The sequence below is a fragment of the Burkholderia sp. WAC0059 genome, assembly GCF_002870125.1.
GTDB lineage: Bacteria > Pseudomonadota > Gammaproteobacteria > Burkholderiales > Burkholderiaceae > Paraburkholderia.
Map to the genome: position 1 here is coordinate 129,925 of NZ_PNEO01000010.1, position 26,261 is coordinate 156,185.

The following is a 26,261-nucleotide window of genomic DNA, read 5'->3' on the forward strand; positions in this document are numbered from 1 at the left end:
GACCATGAGAACCGAACGATTCGCGCTGCCCCTATGACATCAAGAGAAACTCATGAGTGATCGCGAAACCAACGGTCTGGCGTGGCGAATCCATCCAGGCGAGTACTTGAAGCAAGCCGGGCAACCGGCATACCGTTTGCCGGCCAAACCGCAGTCGGTTTACGTCCCGATGCGCGACGGCTGCAAACTGGCGGTGGATGTCTACGTCCCGCAATCGGCGGCCGAGGCAGCCAATGCGAAATTTCCGGCGATACTCGTTTTCACGCCCTATTACCGCCGCTGGGAACTCGGGAATGCCGGGAACGGCGAGAACTCGCCGAATGCCGCTGCGTACCGCGATATTTTCGTTCCTCACGGCTACGCCCTGGTCGTCGTCGACGTCCGGGGTACCGGCGCGAGCTTCGGCACGCGCGATAGCTTCCGGTCGCCGAAGGAGCGTGAGGACTCTCGCGAAATCGTAGACTGGGTCATCGCGCAAAAATGGTCGAACGGGTTGGTCGGCGCTACCGGCATTTCCTATCTGGGCGCGGCGTCCGACTTTCTCGCGAGCACGGGACACCCCGCAGTACGGGCTATCGCGCCGATCTCGGGCGTCTGGGACACGTACGCCGACCACTATTACCCGGGCGGTGTGTACCAGAACAAACTGGCTTTTCTATACGGAGACATGTCGATCGCGCTCGACACGGCCGATGTCGACCAACTGAGAAAATTCGCCTACTACAAGGACCCCAACCTGGTCGGCCCGGCGCCGACAGACGGCGACGCGGAGAAAACGGAACTGCGCAAGGCACTGGCGGAGCATCGAAGCAATTTCTACATGCCCGACTACATGGACAGACTGGAGTTTCGCGAAAACCCGTACGTCTACGATGAGCATTTCCACTCCGGCGCAATCAGTCCCTACTGGTATCGGGAAGGCATCAGGCCGGATGTCGCCGTGCTATCCGTCTGCGGCTGGATGGACGGCTGCGGCTACACCAACGGATCGATCGCCCGCTTCCTGACGCTCGGAAAAACCAATCAGCACTGCCATCTTCTCATCGGCCCGTGGGACCACGGCGCGCGCATCAATCACTCGCCATGGCGCAACGCCGAATTGCCGGAATTCAATATTTACGCGGAGATTCTGCGCTTCTTCGACAAGTATCTGAAGGGCCGCGAAAACGGCTATCAACACGAGCAGAGCGTGCACTACTTCGCGCTCAAGGACGAGAAGTGGCACGCGGCATCGGGTTGGCCCCCGCAACCCGCCGCCGACTGGCATCTCGCGCTCGATTCGCTGCACGTGGAAGGCGGCGGGAGCCTCGTGGTCGCACCGACCTTCGCGACCGGCAGCGGCAACCACACCCGTTACGAGCGAATCGCCGCGATCGACTGCCGGGACTATTACCCGGACTGGGACCGCCAGATCGACGCGATGCTCACGCTGAAGTCCGAGCCGGTTGCCGAAGATCGAATCATCGCCGGCCATGTCGAACTCGACATCTGGGTCGAGTCGGACAAAAAGGATTTCGCGCTCTTTGCCTATCTGTCGGAACAGGAGGCCGACGGCACCGTCCGATACATCACCGAAGGCATGCTCCGGGCCGGGCACCGAAAGTCCTGTCCGTCCGACGACCCGTACGTCGCAAGCTGGACGTACCGAAGCTTCGCCCTGAACGATTACGAGCCGGTGCCGCTACGCGTCCCGGTCAACCTGAAAATTCCGCTGCATCCGATCTCGTGGCAACTCTCAGCTGGCAGCCGACTGGTCCTGAGTCTGGCGCAGACCGACAGCGACCATTTCGCGCAAATTCCGCCGGGACAGCCGGCCGCCCTGACCGTCGTCGCCGACGGCGACCATCCGTCCGGACTGTCCGTCCCCGTCCTTCAACATTGAAATGAAGCGGTACGCCGCTCTCGCGATCGAGGCAGGTCTCATTGGCCGGCCCGCGATGGCCGGCAAGCGCAACGGCATGTTGGTCCGGTCGACGTCGACCGGGGTCGACTCGCCCGACCGCCGCTATCGGAGCCTGCGCGAAGTCGTGATCGACAATCAGGCCATGTGCGACACGTTGATGTATCGCCGACCGTCCCGTGGAAAGAGCGTTCCACCGCACGCCGACGCGTACGGATACCGATGCTATTCGTCCATCAGACGAACCTTCACCTTCTTGCCCTTGACCTTCCCCGCGCCGAGCTTGCGCAGCGCGTCGCGTGCAATGCTCCGCTCCACCGCCACGTAGGTCGAAAACTCGGTCACGTTGATCTTGCCGATCTGTGAACCGCTGAAGCCCGCTTCGCCCGTCAGCGCACCCAGCACATCGCCGGGACGAATTTTTTCTTTCCGGCCGCCCAGAATCTGCAGCGTCTCCATCGGCGGCGAGAGCGGCTCGTCGCCAACGGCATCGAGTTCGGCCAGCCGATGCCATTCGACCTCGCGGCCCTGTGCCTGCTCGATGGCGCCGACGCGTCCCATCTCGCTCATGCTGGCGAGACTCAGCGCCCAGCCTTCCTGGTCCGCGCGGCCCGTGCGACCGATGCGATGCACGTGCACGTCCGGGTCGGGCGTCACGTCGACGTTGATGACGGCTTCGAGCTGCGCGATGTCGAGGCCGCGCGCCGCCACGTCGGTCGCAACGAGCACCGAACAGCTCCGGTTCGCAAACCGGATCAGCACCTGATCGCGCTCGCGCTGATCCAGTTCGCCATGCAACGCCAGCGCGTGAAAACCCTGCGCGCGCAGCACGTCGAGCAGGTCCCGGCATTGCTGCTTCGTATTGCAGAACGCGAGCGTGCTCACCGGACGATAGTGATTCAGCAGCATGCCGACCGCGTGCAGCCGCTCGTCCTCGGTCACTTCGTAGAAGCGCTGGCGGATCTTGCTGTCGTCGTGACGTTCTTCGAGCTTGACTTCCTTCGGGTTGCGCAGGAACTGCCGGCTCAACCTGACGATGCCGTCCGGGTAGGTGGCGGAGAACAGCAATGTCTGGCGCTCCTTCGGGCAATGACGGACGACCGTCGCGATATCGTCGAAGAAGCCCATGTCGAGCATCCGGTCCGCTTCGTCGAGTACGAGCGTATTCAGCGCGCCGATGGCGAGACTGCCGCGCTCCAGATGGTCCATGATGCGCCCCGGCGTGCCCACGACGACATGCGCGCCGTGCTCGAGACTCGCCGTCTGCGGCGCCATCGGCGTCCCGCCGCATAGCGTCAGCACCTTGACGTTCTGCTCCGCGCGCGCGAGGCGGCGGATTTCCTGCGCCGCCTGATCGGCCAGTTCGCGCGTCGGACATAGCACCAGGGCCTGGACGACGAAGCGACGCGGATCGAGCCGCGCGAGCAACGCGAGCGAAAAGGCTGCAGTCTTGCCGCTACCGGTCTTCGCCTGCGCAATCAGGTCGTGCCCCGCCAGCGCAATGGGCAAGCTCGCAGCCTGGATAGGCGTCATGGCGGCATAGCCGAGCTGTGCGAGATTGGCAAGCACGGCGGGCGGAAGCGCAAGCTGACTGAAGGTGAAGGACGTAGCGGTGGATTTTTCTGACATCTCTTGACGTCCCTTTGGATGAACGAAGTATCGCTGTTGCAGCGTGATAACCGGAAAGCTGCGCCCGTGCCTATGCACGGACCCAGGCAAGCAAGCCAATCCTCCATCATATACGCTGCCCCGAATAACCCATTACCTTCGCGGTGGCCGCTCGCACGGTCCGGACATCTGCCGGGGCGGTTCTGGAATATGCCCGACATTGTCGGCAAAATCTCCCCGATACAAACCTTCACTGGACAACGACGCGGAAGCGCGTAGGATGGACACACCATCTGCAGCTTCCGCTCGCCATTCCAGGTCGGGCGCCGGGAAGCAGTCCCTCATAGCAGCAACGCGCCACCTATCTGGCGCGCTGTATTTCATCCGGATTCCGCCGCCGAGTGGCGGCCAGGAAAGATTATCCATGGCAGGCAATTTCATCCTATACCACGGGCTTGAAGTCCATCCGCTGGTTTATCCGCGTCGGGCCACGAGGCAAGGCTTCACGCACAACTACGACGAAGGTTTCGATGCGGCCGTCCGCATCCAGGAGCCGGATGATGGAACCGTCATACCGCGCAGCCGGGTTTTCCGGCTCGCGGTCGAGAAGCCGTTTCAGAACCTGGGGGATGCGCGCCGCGCATCGACGGCCTACGCGGAACACCTGATCGACACGTGCCCGTCGACCACCACGGTCTGGGAGCGTGAGGCGTAATGGAGGCTTCCGGTCAATACGGCCTGAAACCGGGCGGGGCCGGTTATCGGCTTCCGGCATGTGCCGCCATCGTCACAAGGATTCGACACGAGCACGGATAAAATAGGCCTGCTGAAATTCATTCAGGAGGACAGCAAGTTTTTTTCGTGTCGTTCCCGCCATCGGAAGCCGGTGACAAGAGCCGACAGTTTGTTACACTCACGCCGCTGCGAGGTAGATGCAAAAGCGTTGCCGATGCGCACTGCTATCCGCTCCATCGCTGCCCTGTAATTGGTCCGTGCCTCGGCCGAACCGGTAACGGCATCACCATTCGCCATGACTACCGGACCTCAACAAAGGAAAAATTTGACTACCGTAATTTTGAAACCCGACGAGCCCGTGGAAGTTGCATTGCGCCGCTTCCGCCGGGCGATCGAGCGTACTGGCCTGATTCAGGAGCTTCGTGCCCGGACAGCCTATGAAAAACCTACGGCAGAACGCAAACGCAAGAAGGCCGCCGCGGTGGCACGCCTGCGCAAGCAGATCCGGCGGTCATTGCCGCCTAAAAAGCGGTATTGAACGAGAGGGTTTGCCGCCAGCTTGCGGCAAACAGTTATGACGGGGATGCGCCGCCAGTCATCTCGACCATGGACGGCCAGTCCCCCTCTCGCCTGAATTGCCGACGTGGGATTTTTCGCTGAACGCGGCGCGAGCGGCCGCCCGACGGCCGCCGATCAACGACGGGGCCATCACCGACTGGATGCGTCGAGCCTGTGAATGATGCTTCCGCGAATAGCTGACGAACGAGCGTCCGTCAGCCGGCCCAGGCAGCCGGCCCGACTCAGCGGCGGCGGCTGAACCCGTTGGGGGACGGTGACGCCGAGGGTCGCTCGTCCTTATGCCGAAAGTTGATACGGCCTTTGGTCAGATCGTAGAGCGACAGCTCCAGTGTGACGCGATCGCCCGCGAGAATGCGGATGTGATGCTTGCGTATGCGCCCCGATGCGTAGGCATTGACGACAATGCCATTTTCCAGCGTGACACGGTATCTGCTATCCGGCAGCACCTCATCCACCACGCCTTCCAGTTCCAGCAGTTCCTCCTTTGCCAACCCGTTCCTCCCATCAAGGTAATTGACCGTAGCCGCGACGACGCACGTTATGCGCGCCACCGGCCTGCGGGATCATGCTTAACCCGGATCTGACCGTAACATGCCCCATGGTCACGAAGCGGCAAATCAAGAGGCCAGAACTCAGGCAAGTCGCCCAGGCCCCGCCTGATCGGGCACAGGCCGACCTGTGCCCGCACGTATACGCGGGACGCTCACCACAAAAGCGAAACGGGCGCCGTACCGAACAATCGGCGCCAGTAACAAGGGCGAGTATTGCCCCAAAACACCCTGTCATGCCAGCCCGGCACCTGAAACGGCGCCAGGGGCTTTCGGACGGGAGTTTACAGCGGCGTGATGTTGGATGCCTGCAGGCCCTTGGGGCCGCGCTTGACTTCGTAGCTCACCTTCTGGTTTTCGGCGAGCGTCTTGAAGCCATCGCCACGAATTTCCGAGAAATGCGCGAACAGGTCGTCGCCACCCTTGTCCGGCGTGATGAAGCCAAAACCCTTGCTATCGTTGAACCATTTGACAATACCGGTATCCATTAAATTTCCTTAAGGCGCTAGAGAGAATAGCGAAGCCCTCGCCTCTCGTATCACAGGCGAGACTAAAAAGAATCAAGGAGGGGAAAGGCCAGCGAACACCGTGGAAGGTGCCAAAGGATAAGCTGTCAAGCTTCTTGATGACTTCGTCGGACAACGATACACGTCTTGGCCCGCCTCGTCAAGTTTCGCCTCGTCCAACGGCAAAGGGGCCGTGGGGGCCATCCATCGTGCGCGCCCGGGTCGCCCGGATCGCCCGGGCCATGGCGGCAGCCTGCGCGAAATCGGAATGCAGACGGAACGGATCGCCCCGCGGCCACCTATACAGGCGCCGCCGAAGCGCCTGCCGCCGCGGAGACCGCAAACTGCACCCGGCCCGTACGTCGCCCACCGCACAGGCGAATTCACCGCGACGTTCAGCGTGGCTTCGCGTAGCCGCTTTCCATCCAGTCTTGCGCGCTTCCGACTGTCAGCTTGAATACCGGCGCAACGCGAACCCTGGCGAGCAATTCGCCGGAAGCATTTTCGGCCGCAAGGATCGCGTGCGGATCGTCTTCGTCGGGCACGATATCGAGCGTCACGCTGATCCGGTCGCCCGCCGAATCGACCCATACCTGTTTATGAAGCACCGCCCGCAACTGCTGCTCATGGCGACGCAGCACTTCGGATGCCGTCTTGACGAGCGTATTGAATGCGGAAACGTCGAGCGGCTTCGGGTTCCTTTTGTCCCGCCCCATCGTCCAGGGGCCCACCAGTGCGGGTTCCGCCTCGCCATGCTTCGTCATCTCGACGGCCCAGCCGTCATCGTCCTCGTTCTTGATCACCCGGCACGTCCATCCGCCGTCGCGCCAGAACCGGTCTTCGTGGATGGCCGAATCGGCGGTGTCGTCCATGTCGGGCATCGAATCGCTAGTTGTGTTCATTCGTCCGTGCGTTGATCGGGAAATCGGAAATTCACCGATGCAGAAATGACTGGACCGTCATTTTATGCGAGTCCGGTCCGCAACTGTGATGCCAGACGCCCCTCTTCCGCACGCATCCACGTGACGGACTCCTCCCAAACCAGGCCGGACTGTCGCCGGTCTCGACGCGCGGCCAGCACGCCCGTCAATACAGCGGCACACCTGTCGCCAAAAATTAACGCGCCCCGGTGGAATAAACCCCGCAATCCGCTGTTCACTCATTCGTACGCCGGCAAATGGACAACGACCTGAATACGGTGCGCCCATCCGCTCGCCGTGTCGAGGAAGAGCGTATGCCCGAAGCGTTAACGAATCCCCCTGGAGAACGATGATGAAATTGAATTCGCTGATGCTCGGCGGCATCTTTTGCTCAGCCCTGCTGAGCACGTCCCCCGTGTTTGCCCAAAGCAACGCGGCCGGCCCGTCCACCACCATCAGGAACGTTGTACTGGTGCACGGCCTGTACGTAGACGGCTCGAGCTGGGCCAGGGTGATTCCGCTGCTGCAGGCGAAGGGCCTGCACGTGACGTCGGTACAGAACCCGACCACGTCGCTCGACGCCGACGTCGACGCAGTCAAGCGTGCGCTGGCGCAGCAGGACGGCCCGACCCTGCTTGTCGCGCATTCGTACGGCGGCATGGTGATCAGCCAGGCCGGCGACGACCCCAAGGTCGCGGGCCTCGTGTACATCGCGGCGCGCGCGCCGGATGCCGGCGAAGACTACCCGGCCCTGACGAAGAAATTTCCGGCCGCGCCTGCGTCGGCTGGCTTGCAGTGGTCGTCCGACGGCTATGGCAAGCTGTCGGAACAGGCGTTCGAGAAAGACTTCGCCGGCGATCTGCCGGTCGCGGAAGCCCGCGTCTACTACGCAGAGCAGCAGCCGATGGGCAAGGCGATCACGATGGCCAGGACGACGGTCGCCGCCTGGCACGACAAGCCGACCTGGTACGCCGTATCCACCGAGGACCGCACGATCAACCCGGACCTCGAGCGATTCATGGCGAAGCGCATGAAAGCGCACACGATCGAGATCGATTCGAGCCATGTGTCGCTGCTCTCGCATCCGGCCGAAGTCGCGAATCTCATCCTCGAGGCGGCCGGCGCGCAGCCGTAAGATCCCGTGCGCGACGATTGAGGCGTCCCGCTTCGCTCTTCCACCTGGCGATCGCAGCGATCGCAGCGGTCGCACCGGACAGACCGCCGATTGTTTGGGCCACTGTTCTCGTTGCGAGAAGGATCAATTCACCTGGCGAGGGATTCTCCTGTACGCCCTGCGTCCATAGACTTTCCTCTCAAGCGCCCGGGACGTCCCGGTGCCCCGACCAGAGGAAATCGCCATGAAGCTTTACGCCCATTCGCTGTCCGGCCACTCGCATCGCGCCCGCCTGTTTCTCTCGCTGCTGGGCATCGAGCACGAACTGATCGAAGTCGACCTGGCCGCGGCTGCGCACAAATCTCCTGCATTCCTGAAGCTGAACCCGTTTGGCCAGGTACCCGTGCTGGTCGATGGCGACATTGCCGTCCCCGACTCGAACGCAATTCTGGTCTACCTCGCCCGCAGGTTCGGCAAGACGGACTGGCTGCCGCCAACGCCGGTTCTTGAAGCGGCCGTTCAACGCTGGTTGTCCGTCGCCGCCGGCGAGATCGCGTTCGGTCCGGCCGCGGCGCGGCTGATTACCGTATTCGGCGCGAAGTACAACGCCGAGGAGGTCATCGCCCGCGCGCACAGGGTCATCAAGCTGATCGACGAAACGCTGACGGGACGCGAATTCATCGTCCACGCGCGTCCGACGATCGCCGACGTCGCGCTGTACAGCTATATCGCGCGCGCTCCCGAGGGCAACGTCGATCTGTCGTTCTACCCGAACGTCAACGCATGGCTGCGCCGCGTGGAAGCGCTGCCCGGCTTCGTCGAGTTCGGCAAGACGCCCGCCGGCCTCGCCGCCGTCTGACCGCGTCTATTGCCGGGAGAGCCATCGGTGCTCTCCGTCCAGCCTGGGCAACAGGACCATCATGAGCACGACTTCCAGTGGGACACCTTCGCCCTGGCACCCGGGCGAATTGGCGCTGCAAGAAAAAGCCGGCGCGGCGGCGAAGATGCACGATATCGGGCAACGCGTCGTCCGCGACCACATGCCGGAGCAGCACCGGGCCTTCTACGGGAAGTTGCCGTTCGTGGCGGTCGGCGCGGTTGACGACGACGGCGACGTGTGGGCAACCTTCGCGTGCGGCAAGCCGGGCTTCATGCAGGCGCCGAACGAAAAGATCCTGCACCTCGACGTCAGCGCCGATGCGCACGATCCCGCGGCGCCGGGCCTTCATGAAGGCGCGGCCATCGGCCTGCTCGGAATCGAACTGCATACGCGCCGTCGCAACCGTCTGAACGGCAACATCCGCAACATCACGGCGCGCGGTTTCGACGTTCATGTGGCACAGGCTTTCGGCAACTGTCCGCGATACATCCAGCTCCGCGATGTCGGATTCGTTCGCGATCCTGCCATCGTCTCCGACGTAGAAGCGAAGGAACTCGACGGACTGACCGCCCGCGCGCAGGCGATGATCGAGACAGCCGATACGTTCTTCGTCGCGTCGTATGCGGGCGACGGAGGTCGCCGTCAGGTCGATGTATCGCATCGCGGCGGCAAGGCCGGATTCGTGCGCATTGGTGAAGACGGCAGACTCGCCGTGCCGGACTTCGCGGGCAATCTGTTCTTCGCCACGCTCGGCAATTTTCTCGTCAATCCACGCGCAGGACTCGTGTTCGTCGACTTCACGACGGGCGACGTCGTGCAATTGACGGGAGACGCGACTGTCGATCTGGAATCTGCGGAAATCGCCGCGTTTCAGGGCGCGGAGCGGCTGTGGCACGTCACCCCGCGGCGCATCGTCTATCGCGCGAACGCGCTGCCGCTACGCGGGAAATTCGGGGCCGACGGGTGGTCGCCGAATGCGCTGATGACAGGTAGCTGGGACGAAGCGGCGCGTCGCCTGAAGGCTTCCGCACCTGCCGATCCGTGACGACCGTTCAAGGTCGCGAAGGTCGTCGATGAAAACACGGCGATTCGCTCATTTCATCTCGAACCGGTCGAGGGCGCCGGCCTCATGCCGCACGCCGCGGGTCAGCATCTGCCCATTCGCGTTACGCCGCCCGGCAGCGACCAGCCCGCGAGCCCGGAATCGGGTGGCGGCAAACGTCTTCAGCTCGATCTTTGAGCGGGCCGGGAGCCGCTCGCGGATACTGTTATGGTTGACGGCCGACCGCCCGTCGAGCCGCGTTTCTCGGCCGGGCGCGGATGCCCCTGGACACTTCCCCATCCTCGATTCCGACATGGACAAGCATCAGGCAATGACCATCTTCGTCACCGTCGTCGAAACGGAAGGCTTCGCGTCCGCCGCGCGCAAGCTGAAGGTCTCGCCGTCGGTGATCACCCGGGTCGTGACGGAACTCGAGCAGCACCTCGGCGTGCGCCTGCTGACGCGAACCACGCGCGTCGTACGGGTCACCGAAGCGGGTGCGCGATTCTTCGAGGATAGCCGCCGGATTCTCACGGAGATCGAAGCGGCCGAACTTTCCGCGGCCAGTGTCAACGCGACGCCGCGTGGCCAGTTGACCGTCACGGCGCCGGTCCTGTTCGGCAAGAGGTATCTCGTGCCGATCGCTCACGATTATCTGACGCGCTACCCTGCCGTCAACCTCGATTGCTGGTTTCTCGACCGCATCGTGAATCTCGTCGACGAAGGAGTCGACGTCGGAATCCGCATCGGCAAACTGCCGGATTCCTCGCTGCAGGCCGTTGCCGTCGGCAAGGTGCGGCACCTGCTTTGCGCCTCTCCGGATTACCTCGAAGCGCACGGGACACCGCAACATCCCGACGATCTCGATTCCCACGTCACCATTCAGGGAACAGGTCTCACGCCGTCGCCGGAATGGCGCTTCCGCGTCGATGGGCGAACGCTTGCCGTCCCGATCCAGCCGCGCCTCATCACCACGACCAACGACTCCGCCATCGCCGCCGGATTGGCGGGACTGGGCATCGTACGGCTGCTCTCGTACCAGATCGTGCAGGAACTGGCGGAGGGCACGCTACGCGTCGTGCTGGCCGACTACGAGTTCGACCCGTTGCCGGTTCATGTGATCCATCGCGAAGGCCGGCATGTCAATCAGAAAGTACGGGCCTTTCTCGATCTGGCCGTCGAAACGCTCAGGGCAAAGGCGCCGCTATGGAATGTTTTGTGACGCCCATGTTCCATAACGCCGACGTCGGCCAACATCGTTACCCCGGTTTAAGCGGCGGAGCTGGCGATCGTTCCGTGGTCTCGGCAGACGGGCTATCTTTACGAAACCGGGGGATACCCATCCGCGGCGAGTTTCCGGACAGGTTGCGGAATTTTCCCTTTGGCCCGCTCCGGTATCGACCTATTCGTCCCGCAACACCCTTATAGGGATCGACTTTGTCGCCGGGACATGGCTGCCCTCGGCGCAGTGCCAGACCGGAACGAGGACGTTGAGCTCGGGATAGTAACCAGCGGCGCATCCGGCCGGGATGTCGAAACCGGTCGCGCGCAGTCCGGCCACCGTTCTGACAATCCCGTCGTGCGCGATGGTTTCCGCTCTCAGCAGAGCCCCCTCCTCGACGCCCAGTTTCGCCATGTCGCTACGGTTCATCAACAGGACGCTGCGCGTGCCCCATACTCCGCGAAAACGATCATCGAGGCCATACACGGTGGTGTTGAACTGGCTGTCGCCCCGCGTAGTCATCAATTGCACCACCCGGGAATCGCTCGTCTCCGGCATGTCGGGATTTTCCCGCAAACTGCTCACTGCGAAAAAATTGGCTTTGCCGTTGGCCGTGTTCCACTTCCGCTCCCGCGCGGCAATCGGACGATGAAAACCGCCCGGCTCCCACAGGCGCCGGTTGAAGTTCGCGAAGATTTCCGGATACGTTTGCGCGATCGCGTCCCGCACCAGGCCGTAGTTGCCCACCCAGGCGTCCCAGTCGACGGCGCTTTTTCCCTTTAGCGTCGCCTTCGCCAAGCCCGCAACGATGGCGGGCTCGGAAAGCAGGTGCTCGCTCGCGGGCTCGTGAAAACCGCGGGACCCGTGGTAGCACCCGGTGGAGTCCTCGATCGATACGGCCTGCTCGCCGGTCGCCTGCCTGTCGATCTCGATGCGGCCACGGCACGGCAGAACGTACGAGACCTCGCCGTGCATGAGGCAGCTCCGGTTAAATTTCGTCACGACATTGACGGTCAACCGCAACCTGCGCCATGCCGGCTCGACCTGCCCGGTGTCGGGAACTGCACGCACGAAGTTGCCTCCCAGCATCACGAATGCCTTGACCCTGCCCTGGATAACGGCCTCGCACGTCTGCACCGTATCCAGCCCCTTGTCGCGCGGCGGCTCGAATCCGTACTGTTTCTTCAGTTGGTCCAGCGGCACGAGCTCGGGCTTTTCGGTAATCCCGACCGTACGTTGCCCCTGGACGTTCGAGTGCCCCCGCACCGGGCAAATGCCCGCGCCAGGTCGACCCATATTGCCTTTGAGCAACAGCAGATTGGTCAGCATCTGGATGTTGTGAACGCCTTTCCGATGCTGGGTAAGCCCCATGCCGTAAAACGCCATAGCCGCGCGCGCGTGCATGTAAGTGCGCGCTGCCTGCCCGATCTCAGCGCGGCTAACCCCCGAGACAAGCTCGATCTCCTCCCAGGCAGCCTGCCTGACGGAGTCACGGAAGGCCTCGAATCCACGGGTATGCTCCGCGATGAAGTCGACGTCGATCACCCGGCCTGTACCCGCCTGCCTGGCCTTCTCGTCCTCATCGAGGACGTGCTTGCACATCCCCGCCAATACGGCTGAATCGCCGCCGATTTTCAACTGGACGAACTGCGAGTTCATCGCGGTCGCCGCCATCGGCGTGAGCATCTCCATCGGCGACTGAGGGTTGACGAACTTCACCAGACCCGGCTCCCGGACCGGATTGAACGCAATCAGCGGAACGCCGCGCTTGCGCGCGGCCTGCAGCGGGTGAAGCATCCGCGGCGCGTTGGTACCGACGTTGTGACCCAGGTACAGGATGCAATCGGTGTGCTCGAAGTCTTCCAGCGTGACGGTACCGACCGCGACGCCGATTGCGGGCGGTAACGCAACGGAAGTCGTCTCATGGCACATGTTGGAGCTGTCGGGAAGGTTGTTCGTCCCGTACATCCGCGTAAAGAGCTGATACATGTAAGACGTTTCGAGCGATGCGCGGCCCGAAGCGTAGAAGACTGCGTCGTTCGGAGGCAGTTGATTCAGTTCCCGTCCAATCTCGTCGAACGCACTTTCCCACGTCACCGGCACATACCGGTCCGTTGCAGCATCCCACCGCATCGGCTCAGTGAGACGACCCTGTCCTTCCAGGTGGAAATCGCTCCACGTCTCGAGTTCGCTACACGTATGCTCTGCGAAGAATTCCGGCGGCGCGCGGCGCGCCGTGACTTCCCACGCCGTGGCCTTTGCGCCGTTCTCGCAGAATTCGAACAGGTGAGGCTCGCCGGGTTTGGCCCACGAGCAACTGACGCACTGAAAGCCATCGGGCTTGTTCTGCTTCGTCAGCAGCTTCGTGCCGTGCAGAACGACGTGCTCCTGCATCAGGATACCGGCCACGGCCTTAGCCGATCCCCAGCCGCCGGCGGGCCCGTCATATCGGGCAATCCGTTCCTTGTTGTCTGCCATTGCAACACCTTTGGGTTGAAAGTCTATAGGCGAGAGACACCCGGCACATCCGGAAAGCGGCCGGCCGCGCATCAGCCGCGATTGACCGGCATCGACACGCACTTCAGGTTTGGCCGCGCCCGCTCATCTCGGGCGCGATCGACGCGTGGTTCAACAGTCCGACAAGCGCGACGCCGCCGATCGTGTTACCGAGCAGCGTCGGAGCCAGGAAGCGCCCCAGATAGTCCGCGAATCCCGCGCCGCCGCCCAGGACCAGGTACGCAGCTTCAGTCGAACCGGCGATGACATGAGAGAGCTCGCATATCGCAACGACATAGGTGACGACCGCGATGATGAGCACCGCGGCCGACCGCGCATTGGGCAAAAGCCAGACCATCAATGCGATGAGCCAGCCGGCCAGCACGGCCCTCAATGTCGTCGAAGCGAAACCTGCCGGCTGCAGGCTGGACTGCGCGAGCGCCGACAGCGCGGGAGCGAGTCGCGCGGTGAATGGTGTCGGCAGGAGAAGAATCCCCGCAAAGATCCAGGTACCGGCCAGATTTCCGCACAACACGATGATCCACAACCGCAGCGCGGCCAGGAGCGTGCGCGCGTCCCGGTGCGTCAAAACGGGAAGGATGACGGTCAGGGTGCTTTCGGTGAACAATTGTTGCCGCCCGAGCACGACGATGACAAAACCGACGCAATAGCCCGCTGCGCCCACGAGCGAGAACGCACCGCTGGCCGGCGGCGACATCCTGGTTTCCAGCACGGCCTGCGTGAGGAACGAGAATCCCATCGACAATCCTGCCGCGAGCGCCGACCACAGCAGCGCCAACGTGTCCCGTCTGAGCGCTGTCTCGCCCTCCTGCCGGATGATCTCGTGGACGACCAGCGCGCGCGGCGTACTGTGGGCGTCCGCCTGATCGCGCTCCTTGTTGGTCAGGTGCGGAGACGTATGCCCCGCGGGCTGCCGGTCCTGTCCCGTGGGTGGGCTCGCCACTGCGATTCTCCTCTGGCAGTACTGCAATTCACCGTATACGACGCGCGGCAGCATCGCGGACAGCGCGCGCGGGCACGCCGCCCCCATGCACAGCAATGGACGTGCCGATCGAGTTGGACACCGGGTTGCCTCTCCCTGTGCCTGACGGTTCCTGTGATGGGCCGCGGCACCTGGCCCGGCGCCAGGAACGCCGCGTGCTGCCAGCCTTGCCTGCACCGCTTCTTTCATGCACGGGTAGCGGCCGCGCACACGCCAGAGTCGCTGTGCTGCGACCCGAGCCCGTGATATCGGGTACGTTGTAGCCGGCAGGTGGCTGTTTCGCCGCGCGGCACGTATCGCACCCTAATCTATAAGGTTTCCTATATATCTGTTTAGGTCTATAACCGGTAGTGGCAATGATTCCCACATCACGTCGCTGCTATACGGGCGGCGCGCCGTGGACGGCGGCATATATCGACACGATCGGCGAGCCGGCCGCGGATCTGCGCTCCAACATTGTTGCCGCAGCACGCGCGAAGGTTATCTATGGATGTCCAGAATGAGGGCGGCGTTACGTTCGCGCAGGAGGGCACATCGGCCCGATTCGCCGGCACGCCCAGGCGGCAATCAGCCTGGGATTTCGGCGGGACGATGCAAAGCGGACCGGATCTGACGACCGGTGAGCAGGCCCATGGCGCACCTCAAAACGCGAATAGCGGCAAACCCATTTGAGGGTACGCCGCGAGATACACGCCCATGCAGGAACACACCGGAACCGGGCGGAAGAAAAGGGACGGCGGAAAAGACAAAGCCCCGATTGCTCAGGGCTTTCCGGACTTCTCTGGTGTTCTGCGGACCATCTGATGGTGGAGGTAAGCGGGATCGAACCGCTGACCTCTTGCATGCCATGCAAGCGCTCTCCCAGCTGAGCTATACCCCCTTGCAGAACAGAAACGAGATTATAGAGACCAATTCCGCGCTTGTAAATACCCTTAATACGCTGCGCTTCATTTCCCCCGTCTTTCGCCCACATGATTTCGCGCACGTGACGGCCCAAGCCGAAACGGCCGCCGGACTCAGGTGCCCGTCGACAATCCCCGCTCCATTCTCGCGATCACCACGTCGCGCCCGAACAGGGCGAGCACGGCGTCGATCGATGGCGTATGCGTCGTGCCCGCCACCAGCAGGCGAACCGGCATCGCGAGTTGCGGCATCTTGAGCTTGTGCGCCGCGAGCGTCGCCTTCAACGCGGCCGCGATGCCCTCCTTCGTCCACTCGGCGCTACGAAACGCGGCCAGCAGATCGCCCAGCGCCGGACGCACCGCGTCGGTCAGATGCTGGGCCAGCGCCTCGGGCTCGGGGTTCGGCTCGCGATAGAACAGCAATGCGTTCTCGACGATCTCGCCGATCGTCGATGCGCGATCCTTGAGCAGCGCGATCACGGCGTCGAGCGACGGCCCCTTCGCGAGCGCCGCCTCGTCGATACCCTGCCGCAGAAAGAACGGCTTCGACAATGCCGCGAGCCTCGCGCTGTCGGCTTCCTTCAGATAGTGGTTGTTCAGCCAGTTCAGCTTGTTGTGGTCGTACTGGGCCGGCGACTTGCCGAGATGCTCGAGATCGAACCACTCGACGAACTGCTCGCGCGTGAAAATTTCGGCGTCGCCGTGCGACCAGCCGAGGCGCGCCAGATAGTTCAGCACCGCCTCGGGCAGATAGCCGGCATCGCGATAGCCGACCACGCTCATCGCGCCGTGGCGCTTGCTCATCTTCTCGCCCTGCTCGTTGAGCACGGTCGGCAGGTGCGCATAGACGGGCGGCTCGCCGCCGAGCGCCTTCAGGATGTTGATTTGGCGCGGCGTGTTGTTCACGTGGTCGTCGCCGCGAATCACGTGCGTGATGCGCATGTCGAGATCGTCGACGACGACGCAGAAGTTGTAGGTCGGCGTGCCGTCCGGCCGCGCGATCACGAGGTCGTCGAGCTCCTCGTTCGAGATCTCGATGCGTCCCTTCACGGCGTCGTCCCATGCCACCACGCCGGTCAGCGGATTGCGAAAGCGCATGACGGGCTCGACGCCTGCCGGCGGCGTCGGCAGCACCTTGCCGGGCTCGGGGCGCCACGTGCCGTCGTAACGCGGCTTCTCGCCGGCCGCGCGCTGGCGCTCGCGCAGTGCATCGAGTTCCCCGGTCGACATGTAGCAGGGATAGGCGAGCCCCTGCTCCGTCATCTGCCGGAGCACTTCGCGATAACGGTCCATGCGCTGCATCTGGTAGAACGGGCCCTCGTCGAAGTCGAGGCCGAGCCAGGCCATTCCTTCGAGAATCGCGTCGACCGATTCCGACGTCGAACGTTCGAGATCGGTGTCCTCGATCCGCAGGATGAAGACGCCCTTGTTGCGGCGCGCGAACGCCCACGGATAAAGCGCGGAGCGAATGTTGCCGAGATGGATGAAGCCGGTGGGACTCGGGGCGAAGCGGGTGCGAACGGAGGTGGTCATGGACGGTTACTCGAAGGACGGCGCCGTGACGTTGCGCGTCGGCGGCGCTCGCACGGCGGACAGCGGACGCCCGGAGCGCATGCCGGCGACGATCCCGCCTGGCGGCGAATGTCATGCCATGGCGGCGCGCGGGTGCGAACGGACGATCCGCGAAAGCACGGACCATCCGCGAAAATTCGAGAGCGGATTATACCCGCGAGGCGCGGCTTCGGCCCGCTGCCGGCGCGCGCGGACGCATTGTGCAGCGCCCGGAACGATTGTTTTATGATGTGCGCGCGCTGCCGTTCGGGCGGCACCGGACGGCGGCCACCGGCAACCGCTCCGCTGGAATTGCGGCGTGCAATGCTCATCGGGACATCCGCGCGCCGCTGCAGGAGAACTTGTTGAAGCCGTCACACCCGCTACCCCCTTGCCTGAGCCGCCGCAACTTTTCGCTGGCGGCCGCCTCGAGCATCCTCGCCGCCTGCACGACCGCGGGCACCCGCACCGCCAGCGTCACGCCGTCCGCGCCGCCGGCAACCACGCCGCCGCTCGCCCGCGCGCCTCGCCCGATCCGCGTCGGCCTCGCGCTCGGCGGCGGCGCCGCGCGCGGCTTCGCCCACATCGGCGTCATCAAGGGGCTCGAAGCCCACGGCATCCCCGTCGATCTCGTGTCGGGCACGAGCGCGGGCTCGGTCGTCGCCTCGCTCTACGCCTCCGGCATGAACGGCTTCGCGCTCAACAAGCTCGCGCTGTCGATGGACGAAACGTCGATCAGCGACTGGGCCCTGCCGTTCCGGCTACGCGGCCTGCTGCAGGGCGTGGCGCTCGAGAATTATCTGAACGCGACGCTCGACAACCGGCCGATCGAGAAGATGAACAAGCCGCTCGGCATCGTCGCGACAGACCTGCGCACCGGCGAGCCGATCCTCTTCCAGCGCGGCAACACCGGCATCGCCGTGCGTGCCTCGTGCAGCGTTCCGTCGATTTTCGAGCCGGTGACGATCGGCGAGCACGAGTACGTCGACGGCGGCCTGGTAAGCCCCGTGCCGGCCGCATTCGCGCGCAAGATGGGCGCCGACTTCGTCATCGCCGTCGACATTTCCGCGCGCCCCGAAACGGCGGCCACACAAAACTCGTTCGACCTGCTGCTGCAAACCTTCACGATCATGGGCCAGACGATCAAGTCCTACGAGCTCGACAAATACGCCGACGTCGTCATCCGCCCGAACCTGAATGCGATGAGCAGCAGCGACTTCAGCCAGCGCAACGCGGCGATCCTCGCAGGTGAAGAAGCAGCCGCGCAGATCATGCCCGAACTGCAGCGCAAGCTGGCGGCCAGCCGGCTCGCCGCCTGATTCGCCGCAGGGGTCGCCTCGTAACGCGCGCCCCGGACGAATGCCGCGGCCCGGCCCATCCGCGAATCGCGAACCGCGACGGCCACAACGAAAAAGCCCGCTTCGCGAAGAAGCGGGCTTTTTTTCATGCCGGGCGGAAACGAACCGGCCAAAACGGGACGAACGACGCGATCAGTTGTTGCCGTTGCCGTTCGTGTTGGCGCCAATCGACAGGCTCACGCGCTGCTTGAGTTCCTGCTGCTGCGGGTAGCTCGTCTCGATCCGGCGCGCACCGGTGAAACGCTTTTCCCAGTAGCCATTGTCGAGATCGTCGACGCGGATCGTGCTGCCCGTCGACGGCGAATGCACGAACTTGTTGTCGCCGATGTAGATGCCGACGTGCGAGAACGTGCGGCGCATCGTGTTGAAGAACACGAGGTCGCCCGGCTTCAGGTCGCTCATGCGGACCTTCTCGCCGACGCGGCTCATTTCCTCGGCGCGGCGCGGCAAGTCGAGGCCCAGCGTGTCCTGGAACACGTAACGCACGAAGCCGCTGCAATCGAGCCCCGAATCCGGCGTGTTGCCGCCCCAGCGATAGCGCACGCCGATCATGTTCAGCGCGCCGACGACGACGTCGCCGGCCTTGCCGGCCATGCCGGACAGGAATGCCTTTGCACCGCCGTGGGTCAGGCCCGTCGGCGGAGGCGGCACATCGTTGCCTGCGGAGGTGGAAAGCGTGGCGGACTGGAGGGACGGCTGCTGGCTACTGTTGTTCGAGTTAATCGAAATATCGTTCGAAGAATTCGAAGGCGCGGAATTCGACACGGCCTGCAACTGCGAAGACTGCCGGGGCGAGGAAACGTTTGCGTCCTGAACTGGCGACGACGCGGTCGAAGATGGTGCGGACTGGCTCAAGTTGCTGGCTTCGTCGGCAAACGCACCGGAAGTTGCTCCCATCATGACGCCAACAAACACTCCGGCGACGGCGCGTGCGCAAACACGGGTTAGGTATCGATGCTGCATTGCCAGGTAAAAATTGCCCGCAAATCAGATGGTTAAGAAATGTTGCGTCGATACTAGCCAGTAAGTATTTGTGTGTCAAAACAAATAGAAAAATACAATCGGGAGACGCACCTAATTGGTGAAAAATCAGCCGCCGAGCGAAGCTTTCAGAAGCTTTCGCGTGTAAGGATGAGCTGGCGCAGCAAAAAGTTGCGCCACCTCCCCGGTTTCGACGATGACCCCGTTCTGCAGAACCGCGACCCGGTGCGCCATCGCCCCGATCACCTCGAGGTCGTGGCTGATGAAGACGTAGCCGAGGTTGTATTTGTGCTGCAGCCCGGTCAGCAGTTTCAGCACCTGCTGCTGGATCGACACGTCGAGCGCGCTCGTCGGCTCGTCGAGCACGATCACGCGCGGCTCCAGCACCAGCGCCCGCGCGATGGCGATGCGCTGGCGCTGGCCACCCGAAAATTCGTGCGGATAGCGGCCGAGCGCCGTGCGGTCGAGACCGACTTCGCGCAGCACCGCGACGACGCGGCTGCGCAGCGCGTCGTCGTCGAGCTGCGGCCGGTGCAGCGCGAGTCCCTCGCCGACGATGCGCTCGACGGTCTGCCGCGGCGAAAGCGAACTGAACGGATCCTGAAAAACCACCTGCAGATTCGCGCGCAGCGCCATTTTTTCGGGGCCGCGGTAATCGGCCAGCGGTCGCCCCTGAAATTCGATCTCGCCGTGCGTAGTGCGCTGCAATCCCAGCATCGCCAGCGCGAGCGTCGACTTGCCCGAGCCCGATTCGCCGACGATGCCGAGCGTCTCGCCCTGGCGCACGGCGACGCTCGCGCCGTCGAGCGCGCGGAACCGGCCGCGACGCCACCAGCCGGCAAAGCCCGGCAGCTTCGTCGCGAACTCGACCGACACGTCTTTCGCCTCGAGCAGCACCGGCGCGATCGGCAGGACCGGCAGCGCGCCGCGCTCGGGACGGCTTGCGATCAGACGCTGCGTGTACGGATGCTGCGGCGCCCCGAAAATCTGCCCGACCGGCCCGCTCTCGACGAGACGCCCGTGCTCCATGACCGCGACCCGCTGCGCGAAATGGCGCACGAGGTTCAGGTCGTGCGTGATCAGCAGCACGGCCATGCCGCGGCGCCTGGCCTCCTCGCGCTGAAGCTCGAGCAGCAGCTCGACGATCTGCGCGCGGATCGTCACGTCGAGCGCCGTCGTCGGCTCGTCGGCGAGCAGCAGGCGCGGCCGGCACGCGAGCGCCATCGCGATCGTCACGCGCTGCCGCTGGCCGCCCGAGAGCTGATGCGGATACTGGCCGGCGCGCCGCGCGGGCTCGGTAATGCCGGTGCGCTCGAGCAGCGCCACCGTGCGCCGGCTGGCCTCGGCCTTCGTCACGCCGTCGTGCAGCACGATCGTCTCCGCGATCTGCTCGCCGATCGTGTAGAGCGGATTGAGCGCGCTCATCGGCTCCTGGAAGATCATCGCGATCTCGCTGCCGCGCAATTCGCGCATCTCGCGCTCGCTCTTTTCCAACAGATCCGCGCCGTCGAAGCGGATCGCGCCCGTCACCTGCGCCTCGCGCAGCAGGTGCAGGATCGCCAGCGCCGTCACGGTCTTGCCCGAGCCCGATTCGCCGACGAGCGCAACGCGCTCGCCGCGGCCGACGGCGAGCGTCATGTCGCGCACGGCGAGCGTGTCGCCGAAGCGCACGTCCAGGTTCTCGATCGACAGCAGCGGCTCGTCCGGCGCGCTTGCCACATCGCCCGACGGAGCGCTCATGACTGGCCTCCGGCGCGCATCGTCTCGGCCATGCGCGTGTCGAGTGCGTTGCGCAGCGCGTCGCCCATGAACGTGAGCAGCAGCAGCGTCGCCACGAGCACGCCGAACGTCGAGAGCGAGATCCACCAGGCGTCGAGGTTCGCCTTGCCCTCGGCGAGCAGTTCGCCAAGGCTCGGCGTCGGCGGCGGCACGCCGAGGCCGAGGAAGTCGAGGCTCGTCAGCGCAAGAATCGCCCCGCTCATCCGGAACGGCAGGAACGTGATGACGGGCGTGAGGCTGTTGGGCAGCACGTGGCGCCAGATGATCTGCCAGCTCGACAACCCGATGGCCCGCGCGGCGAGCACATAGTCCTCGTTGCGGTTGCGCAGGAACTCGGCGCGCACGTAGTCGGACAACCCGATCCAGCCGAACAGCGAGAGCAGCACGATCAGCAGGATGAAGCCGGGCTCGAAGATCGACGAGAAGATGATCAGCAGATAGAGTTCGGGCAGCGCGCTCCAGATTTCGATGAGCCGCTGTCCCACGATGTCGATCCGCCCGCCGAAGTAGCCCTGCACGGCGCCCGCCACGATGCCGAACGCCGTGCCGATGGCCGTCAGCACGAGCGCGAACTCGACCGACACGCGAAAGCCGTACAGCAGGCGCGCGAACAGGTCGCGCCCGCTCGCGTCGGTGCCGAGCCAGTTCTGCCGCGACGGCGGCGCCGGGTTCGGCGCCTTCGAAAAGTAGTTAAGCGTGTCGTAGTAGTACGGGTTCGGCGCGTAGAGCACGAAATTGCCCGGCGCGTCGAAGCGGTGGCGGACGTACGGGTCGAGATAGTCGGCCTCGGTCGGGAAGTCGCCGCCGAACGTCGTTTCCGGATAGGCCTTCACGAACGGGAAATACCAGTGGCCGTCGTAGCGCACGACGAGCGGCTTGTCGTTGCACCAGAGCGGCCCCGCGAGGCTGGCCGCGAACGCGACGACGAACACGACGAGGCTCCAGTAGCCGAGGCGCTGCTGCCTGAAGCGCCGCCAGACGCGCCGCGCCGGCGACGGCGACACGAGGGCCGGCACCGGCGGCTGCGCGCGCGCTCCGGCGCCGGCCTCGCCCCGTTTGAGCTTCAGGTTCAAGATTCAGCGCTCCATTTGTTCGAACTGAATGCGGGGATCGACCCAGACGTAGCAGAGGTCGGAGATCAGCTTCGTCACGAGGCCGATCAGCGTGAACAGGTAGAGCGTGCCGAGCACGACGGGATAGTCGCGCCGCACGACCGACTCGTAGGACAGGAGCCCGAGCCCGTCGAGCGAGAACAGCGTCTCGATCAGCAGGCTGCCCGTGAAGAACGCGCCGATGAACGCCGCGGGAAAACCGACGACGAGCGGCAGGAGCGCGTTGCGAAACACGTGCTTCCAGAGCACCGTGCGCTCGGGCAGCCCCTTGGCGCGCGCCGTCAGCACGTACTGGCGGCGGATTTCCTCGAGAAACGCATTCTTCGTGAGCATCGTCGTGACGGCGAAGCTGCCGACGACCGAGGCCGTCACGGGCAGCGCGATGTGCCAGAGATAGTCGAGAATCTTGCCGCCCCACGAGAGCGTGTCCCAGTCGTCGGAGGTCAGGTTGCGCAGCGGAAAGAGCTGCCAGAACGTGCCGCCGCCGAACAGCACGAGCAGCAGCACGCCGAGCACGAAGCCCGGAATCGCATAGCCGACGAGCACGACGAGGCTCGTCACAAGGTCGAAGCGCGAACCGTTGCGCACGGCCTTCGCGATGCCGAGCGGCACCGAGACGAGATAGGTCAGGAAGAACGTCCACAGGCCGATGCTGATCGACACCGGCAGCTTCGAGACGATCAGCGACCAGACGCTCTGATGGTGGAAATAGCTCTGCCCGAGGTCGAAGCGCGCGAAGCGGCCGAGCATCATGAAATAGCGCTGCAGCGGCGGCTTGTCGAAGCCGTAGAGCGCCCTCAACTGGGCGATCTGCTGGGCATCGACGCCCGTGTGGGCGCGCATGCCGAACGGCATGCCGCCGCTCTGCTGCGCGCCGTGGCGCAACTCGCTCATGGCCTGCTCGACCGGGCCGCCCGGCACGAACTGGATCACCGCGAAAGTCAGCGTCAGCACGCCGAGCAGCGTCGGCAGCATCAGCAGCACGCGTTTGACGATGTAGCTCCACATAGGCCGGGGTCCGTCGGTCGGTACGAAATCGGGGCAGGCTGCGCGTTACGGCGAGGCGGCCGCGCCGGGCGTCTTAAACCACCACGTCGAGACGATCCAGTCGTTCGCCGTGTAATAGAGCGGCAGCGTCCGCGGCCACGCGAGCGTGTTGCGAAACGCGACGCGATGCGTGGCGCTGTACCACTGCGGCACCACATAGTAGCCGTGCATCAGCACGCGGTCGAGCGCGTGGGTCGCGTCGACGAGCTGCGTGCGCGTCTGCGCCGCGACGAGCGCACGCAGGATCGCGTCGACGGCCGGCGACTTCAGGCCGATCAGGTTGTCCGAGCCCGGCTCGTCGGCCGCCTGGCTGCTGAAGCGGTCGATCTCCTCGGTGCCCGGCACCTGCACGTCGGGATAGCGGGTCGTCGTCACGTCGAAGTCGAAGGCGTCGAGCCGCTTCTGGTAGAGCGCGAAATCGACAGTCCGGTAGTTCATCGTGATGCCGAGCCGCTCGAGCGCGTGCTGGTACAGCGCCATGATCGGCATCCAGGCGGCCTCGCCGCCCGAGTCGTCGAGCACCTCGAACACGAACGGCTGTCCCTGCGCGTTGCGCAGCGCGCCGTTGCGGTAAGTCCAGCCCGCCGCGGCCAGCAAGGCCCGCGCCTCGAGCAGGTTCGCGCGCAGCGAGCCGGGCGGATCGGTGTCGGGCTGCACGGGCGGCAGGCCGAACACGGCCGGGTCGAGCTGCGCGCGCCAGGGGTTCAGCAGCGCGAGCTCGCCGGGTGAAGGCAGCCCCCTCGCCTGCAGATCGGTGTTGGCGAAGAAGCTGTCGAGCCGGCGGTACTGGCTGTAAAAAAGCTGACGGTTCAGCCACTGGAAGTCGAGCGCGAGGTCGAGCGCCTCGCGCACGCGCACGTCGCGAAACATCGGCCGGCGCAGATTCAGCACGAAGCCCTGCATGCCGGTGCCGTTGTGCTGCGGGAATTCGCGCTTGAGCAACTCGCCGCTGTCGAAACGCTTGCCGACGTCGCGCCGCACCCAGTTGCGCGCAACGTACTCGACGAGCACGTCGTACTCGCCGGCCTTGAACGCCTCGATGCGCGCCACGTCGTCGGAGTAGAGCTTGTAGGTGATGCGCTCGAAGTTGTCGGTGCCGACGCGCACGGGCAGGTCCACGCCCCAGTAATGCGGATCGCGCCGGTAAGTGATCGTTCGGCCGTTCGAGTAGCGCTCGATCAGGTACGGACCGCTGCCGATCGGCTGCTCGAACGCGAGCTGGTCGAACGGAATGCGGCTGCCGTCGGCGCGCTGGCCCCACTTGTGCGAGAACACGGGCATGCCGCCCGCGATGAACGGCAGCTCGCGGTTGCGCTGCCGGAATTCGAAGCGCACGGTGGCCGGATCGACGACCACGGCGCGCGCGATATCGGCGTAATAGGCCGCCACCGACGGCGCCGCCTGCGGGCTCTTCAGCGTGTCGAGCGAGAATTTCACGTCGGCGGCCGTGACGGCGTCGCCGTTCGAAAAATGCGCGCGCGGATTCAGATGAAAGGTGACGGACAGGCCGTCCGGCGCGACGCGAATGTCGTCGGCCAGCAGCCCGTAGGCCGTCGAGAGCTCGTCGAGGCTGCCCGTCGTCAGGCTCTCGAACAGCATGCCGAGCCCCGGCGCCGCGTTGCCGCGCAGCGTGAACGGATCGAACTTGTCGAAGCTCGTGAGCCGGTCCGGATTGGCGAGCACGAGCGTGCCGCCCTTCGGCGCGTCGGGATTCACGTAATCGAAGTGACGAAAATCGGGCGGATATTTGGGTTCGCCGTACTCGGCGATCGCGTACGCGGCCCGCGCCGGCTGAACGAGGCCGCCCCAGATGCCCAATCCGCAAAGCATGACGGCCGCACCGCGAACCTGGCGGCGCCGGGCATGCAGCCGGAACCGCCGGAACGCGTTAAGCAGGGAGAAAAGCAGGGCTCGAAAGGAAATTTGAAGCAATGCCGGCAAAGCCGTCCGACCGACGCCGCGCGGCGCCCCTCTGCTTCGCGAGCCTGTTGTCATAGGGCGAGGTTTGTCCAGTTGGCTGTTGCAGTGTGAGAGAATTCTACCCAAAACCCACACGACGCCGCGGCCGCAGCGCTCCCGGCGCATTGATCTGACTTAGGAGAATTCATGGGCTTTCTCGCTGGTAAACGAATCCTGCTGACCGGCCTGCTGTCGAACCGTTCCATCGCCTACGGCATCGCGCAGGCGTGCCGCCGCGAAGGCGCCGAACTGGCGTTCACCTACGTCGGCGACCGGTTCAAGGATCGCATTACCGAATTCGCCGCCGAATTCGGCAGCCATCTCGTCTTCCCGTGCGACGTGGCCGACGACGCGCAGATCGACGCGCTCTTCGCCGATCTCAGGCAGCACTGGGACAGTCTCGACGGTCTCGTCCACTCGATCGGCTTCGCGCCGCGCGAGGCGATCGCCGGCGACTTCCTCGACGGCATGACGCGCGAGAACTTCCGCATCGCCCACGACATCTCCGCGTACAGTTTCCCGGCGCTGGCCAAGGCCGCGCTGCCGATGCTCTCGCCGGACGCGGCCCTGCTCACGCTCACGTACCTCGGCGCGGAGCGCGCGATTCCGAACTACAACACGATGGGGCTCGCGAAGGCCTCGCTCGAAGCCAGCGTCCGCTATCTCGCGGTTTCGCTCGGCGCGAAGGGCGTGCGCGTGAACGGCATCTCGGCCGGTCCGATCAAGACGCTGGCCGCCAGCGGCATCAAGAGCTTCGGCAAGATTCTCGACTTCGTCGAGCAGAACGCGCCGCTGCGCCGGAACGTGACGATCGAGCAGGTCGGCAACACCGCGGCCTTCCTGCTGTCCGACCTCGCCGGCGGCATGACGGCCGAGGTCGTGCACGTCGACAGCGGCTTCAACGCCGTGGTCGGCGGCATGGCCGGCGCGAGCGAATGACCGGCCGATCGACCGGCGCGCAGTTCACGTCCGGTCGACGAAACGGAAAACCGGAATGAAAAAGCCGCCCCAAGGGCGGC

At 64.5% G+C, this 26,261-nt stretch carries 21 protein-coding genes, 1 tRNA gene and 2 pseudogenes; 11 read left to right on the forward strand and 13 right to left on the reverse strand.

Going from position 1 to position 26,261, the window contains the following annotated elements:
* Positions 1-52: 52 nt before the first annotated feature.
* Positions 53-1,882 carry a CocE/NonD family hydrolase gene (locus CY652_RS12370; RefSeq protein WP_102131004.1) on the forward strand — a complete coding sequence of 610 codons (1,830 nt, stop codon included), beginning with the start codon at positions 53-55 and terminating at the stop codon, positions 1,880-1,882.
* 243 nt (positions 1,883-2,125) lie between these two features.
* On the opposite strand, the gene dbpA is transcribed toward CY652_RS12370, so the two are convergent.
* Positions 2,126-3,529, reverse strand: coding sequence for an ATP-dependent RNA helicase DbpA (gene dbpA, locus CY652_RS12375; protein WP_102131005.1), 1,404 nt, complete (start codon positions 3,527-3,529; stop codon positions 2,126-2,128).
* 403 nt (positions 3,530-3,932) lie between these two features.
* Between dbpA and CY652_RS12380 the strand changes: the two genes are divergently transcribed.
* Positions 3,933-4,223, forward strand: coding sequence for a hypothetical protein (locus CY652_RS12380; protein WP_102131006.1), 291 nt, complete (start codon positions 3,933-3,935; stop codon positions 4,221-4,223).
* Between the two features lie 345 nt (positions 4,224-4,568).
* On the forward strand, positions 4,569-4,781 hold the full coding sequence (gene rpsU, locus CY652_RS12385; protein WP_102131007.1) for a 30S ribosomal protein S21: 213 nt from the start codon (positions 4,569-4,571) through the stop codon (positions 4,779-4,781).
* Positions 4,782-5,043: 262 nt separating this feature from the next.
* Here rpsU and infA read toward each other — a convergent pair whose 3' ends face one another.
* From infA to CY652_RS12400, 3 genes are all read right to left on the reverse strand, one after another.
* Positions 5,044-5,313: a translation initiation factor IF-1 gene (gene infA / locus CY652_RS12390; protein WP_102131065.1), complete on the reverse strand. Its 270-nt coding sequence runs from the start codon at positions 5,311-5,313 to the stop codon at positions 5,044-5,046.
* Positions 5,314-5,654: 341 nt separating this feature from the next.
* Complete coding sequence (locus tag CY652_RS12395; protein WP_102131008.1) at positions 5,655-5,858, reverse strand: cold-shock protein; 204 nt, start codon at positions 5,856-5,858, stop codon at positions 5,655-5,657.
* Positions 5,859-6,271: 413 nt separating this feature from the next.
* Positions 6,272-6,748 carry a hypothetical protein gene (locus CY652_RS12400; RefSeq protein ID WP_258002291.1) on the reverse strand — a complete coding sequence of 159 codons (477 nt, stop codon included), beginning with the start codon at positions 6,746-6,748 and terminating at the stop codon, positions 6,272-6,274.
* A 400-nt stretch (positions 6,749-7,148) separates the two neighbouring features.
* On the opposite strand from CY652_RS12400, the gene CY652_RS12405 reads away from it, so the two are divergent.
* The 4 genes and pseudogenes from CY652_RS12405 to CY652_RS12420 all read left to right on the forward strand — a co-directional run bounded on the left by CY652_RS12405 (position 7,149) and on the right by CY652_RS12420 (position 11,054).
* The gene (locus tag CY652_RS12405) at positions 7,149-7,931 is read left to right on the forward strand and encodes an alpha/beta hydrolase (RefSeq protein ID WP_102131066.1); all 783 of its coding nucleotides are present in this window, start codon (positions 7,149-7,151) and stop codon (positions 7,929-7,931) included.
* A 223-nt stretch (positions 7,932-8,154) separates the two neighbouring features.
* A complete protein-coding gene (locus CY652_RS12410) occupies positions 8,155-8,769 on the forward strand; it encodes a glutathione S-transferase family protein (protein WP_102131010.1) in 615 nt (204 codons plus the stop codon).
* Between the two features lie 61 nt (positions 8,770-8,830).
* Positions 8,831-9,982: pseudogene (locus CY652_RS12415) on the forward strand (FAD-binding oxidoreductase); the annotation flags it as partial.
* Between the two features lie 163 nt (positions 9,983-10,145).
* Positions 10,146-11,054, forward strand: a complete 909-nt coding sequence (locus tag CY652_RS12420) for a LysR family transcriptional regulator (protein WP_102131011.1) — start codon at positions 10,146-10,148, stop codon at positions 11,052-11,054.
* 180 nt (positions 11,055-11,234) lie between these two features.
* Here the strand turns inward: CY652_RS12420 and CY652_RS12425 are convergent, their stop codons facing one another.
* Together CY652_RS12425 and CY652_RS12430 are read right to left on the reverse strand one after the other, a co-directional pair.
* Entirely contained in the window at positions 11,235-13,532 is a 2,298-nt protein-coding gene (locus CY652_RS12425) for an FdhF/YdeP family oxidoreductase (protein ID WP_102131012.1), read from the reverse strand.
* A 103-nt stretch (positions 13,533-13,635) separates the two neighbouring features.
* Positions 13,636-14,514, reverse strand: coding sequence for a formate/nitrite transporter family protein (locus tag CY652_RS12430; protein WP_258002292.1), 879 nt, complete (start codon positions 14,512-14,514; stop codon positions 13,636-13,638).
* Between the two features lie 367 nt (positions 14,515-14,881).
* Here CY652_RS12430 and CY652_RS12435 point away from each other — a divergent pair.
* Together CY652_RS12435 and CY652_RS24010 are read left to right on the forward strand one after the other, a co-directional pair.
* Positions 14,882-15,041 (forward strand): annotated as a pseudogene (locus CY652_RS12435) (manganese catalase family protein); the annotation flags it as partial.
* A complete protein-coding gene (locus CY652_RS24010) occupies positions 15,040-15,225 on the forward strand; it encodes a hypothetical protein (protein WP_146010082.1) in 186 nt (61 codons plus the stop codon). The pseudogene CY652_RS12435 and the gene CY652_RS24010, both read left to right, overlap by 2 nt.
* Positions 15,226-15,357: 132 nt before the next feature.
* On the opposite strand, the gene CY652_RS12440 is transcribed toward CY652_RS24010, so the two are convergent.
* Together CY652_RS12440 and gltX are read right to left on the reverse strand one after the other, a co-directional pair.
* Positions 15,358-15,433, reverse strand: a tRNA-Ala gene (locus CY652_RS12440).
* 136 nt (positions 15,434-15,569) lie between these two features.
* The gene (gene gltX, locus CY652_RS12445) at positions 15,570-16,988 is read right to left on the reverse strand and encodes a glutamate--tRNA ligase (protein ID WP_102131013.1); all 1,419 of its coding nucleotides are present in this window, start codon (positions 16,986-16,988) and stop codon (positions 15,570-15,572) included.
* Positions 16,989-17,344: 356 nt separating this feature from the next.
* Here gltX and CY652_RS12450 point away from each other — a divergent pair, with 356 nt between their 5' ends.
* Positions 17,345-18,325: a patatin-like phospholipase family protein gene (locus CY652_RS12450; protein WP_374703656.1), complete on the forward strand. Its 981-nt coding sequence runs from the start codon at positions 17,345-17,347 to the stop codon at positions 18,323-18,325.
* 171 nt (positions 18,326-18,496) lie between these two features.
* On the opposite strand, the gene CY652_RS12455 is transcribed toward CY652_RS12450, so the two are convergent.
* The 5 genes from CY652_RS12455 to CY652_RS12475 form a co-directional block, all read right to left on the reverse strand.
* On the reverse strand, positions 18,497-19,327 hold the full coding sequence (locus CY652_RS12455; protein WP_308410385.1) for a C40 family peptidase: 831 nt from the start codon (positions 19,325-19,327) through the stop codon (positions 18,497-18,499).
* Between the two features lie 126 nt (positions 19,328-19,453).
* Entirely contained in the window at positions 19,454-21,085 is a 1,632-nt protein-coding gene (locus CY652_RS12460; protein WP_102131015.1) for an ABC transporter ATP-binding protein, read from the reverse strand.
* The gene (locus CY652_RS12465; RefSeq protein WP_374703657.1) at positions 21,082-22,191 is read right to left on the reverse strand and encodes an ABC transporter permease; all 1,110 of its coding nucleotides are present in this window, start codon (positions 22,189-22,191) and stop codon (positions 21,082-21,084) included. Before CY652_RS12465 ends, CY652_RS12460 begins: the two co-directional genes overlap by 4 nt.
* Positions 22,192-22,200: 9 nt before the next feature.
* Entirely contained in the window at positions 22,201-23,244 is a 1,044-nt protein-coding gene (locus CY652_RS12470; protein WP_102131016.1) for a microcin C ABC transporter permease YejB, read from the reverse strand.
* Positions 23,245-23,289: 45 nt separating this feature from the next.
* Positions 23,290-25,278, reverse strand: a complete 1,989-nt coding sequence (locus tag CY652_RS12475) for an extracellular solute-binding protein (RefSeq protein ID WP_102131017.1) — start codon at positions 25,276-25,278, stop codon at positions 23,290-23,292.
* Between the two features lie 111 nt (positions 25,279-25,389).
* Here CY652_RS12475 and fabI point away from each other — a divergent pair, with 111 nt between their 5' ends.
* Positions 25,390-26,181 carry an enoyl-ACP reductase FabI gene (fabI, locus tag CY652_RS12480; protein WP_102131018.1) on the forward strand — a complete coding sequence of 264 codons (792 nt, stop codon included), beginning with the start codon at positions 25,390-25,392 and terminating at the stop codon, positions 26,179-26,181.
* Positions 26,182-26,261: the final 80 nt, after the last annotated feature.

Bases quoted from the DNA above. Each gene is read 5' to 3' on its own strand.
- CY652_RS12370 (WP_102131004.1), top strand. From the start codon at position 53: ATGAGTGATCGCGAAACCAACGGTCTGGCGTGGCGAATCCATCCAGGC.
- dbpA (WP_102131005.1), bottom strand. From the start codon at position 3,529: ATGTCAGAAAAATCCACCGCTACGTCCTTCACCTTCAGTCAGCTTGCG.
- CY652_RS12380 (WP_102131006.1), top strand. From the start codon at position 3,933: ATGGCAGGCAATTTCATCCTATACCACGGGCTTGAAGTCCATCCGCTG.
- CY652_RS12395 (WP_102131008.1), bottom strand. From the start codon at position 5,858: ATGGATACCGGTATTGTCAAATGGTTCAACGATAGCAAGGGTTTTGGC.
- CY652_RS12400 (WP_258002291.1), bottom strand. From the start codon at position 6,748: ATGGACGACACCGCCGATTCGGCCATCCACGAAGACCGGTTCTGGCGC.
- CY652_RS12405 (WP_102131066.1), top strand. From the start codon at position 7,149: ATGAAATTGAATTCGCTGATGCTCGGCGGCATCTTTTGCTCAGCCCTG.
- CY652_RS12410 (WP_102131010.1), top strand. From the start codon at position 8,155: ATGAAGCTTTACGCCCATTCGCTGTCCGGCCACTCGCATCGCGCCCGC.
- CY652_RS12420 (WP_102131011.1), top strand. From the start codon at position 10,146: ATGGACAAGCATCAGGCAATGACCATCTTCGTCACCGTCGTCGAAACG.
- CY652_RS12425 (WP_102131012.1), bottom strand. From the start codon at position 13,532: ATGGCAGACAACAAGGAACGGATTGCCCGATATGACGGGCCCGCCGGC.
- CY652_RS24010 (WP_146010082.1), top strand. From the start codon at position 15,040: ATGGATGTCCAGAATGAGGGCGGCGTTACGTTCGCGCAGGAGGGCACA.
- gltX (WP_102131013.1), bottom strand. From the start codon at position 16,988: ATGACCACCTCCGTTCGCACCCGCTTCGCCCCGAGTCCCACCGGCTTC.
- CY652_RS12455 (WP_308410385.1), bottom strand. From the start codon at position 19,327: ATGCAGCATCGATACCTAACCCGTGTTTGCGCACGCGCCGTCGCCGGA.
- CY652_RS12460 (WP_102131015.1), bottom strand. From the start codon at position 21,085: ATGAGCGCTCCGTCGGGCGATGTGGCAAGCGCGCCGGACGAGCCGCTG.
- CY652_RS12470 (WP_102131016.1), bottom strand. From the start codon at position 23,244: ATGTGGAGCTACATCGTCAAACGCGTGCTGCTGATGCTGCCGACGCTG.
- CY652_RS12475 (WP_102131017.1), bottom strand. From the start codon at position 25,278: ATGACAACAGGCTCGCGAAGCAGAGGGGCGCCGCGCGGCGTCGGTCGG.
- fabI (WP_102131018.1), top strand. From the start codon at position 25,390: ATGGGCTTTCTCGCTGGTAAACGAATCCTGCTGACCGGCCTGCTGTCG.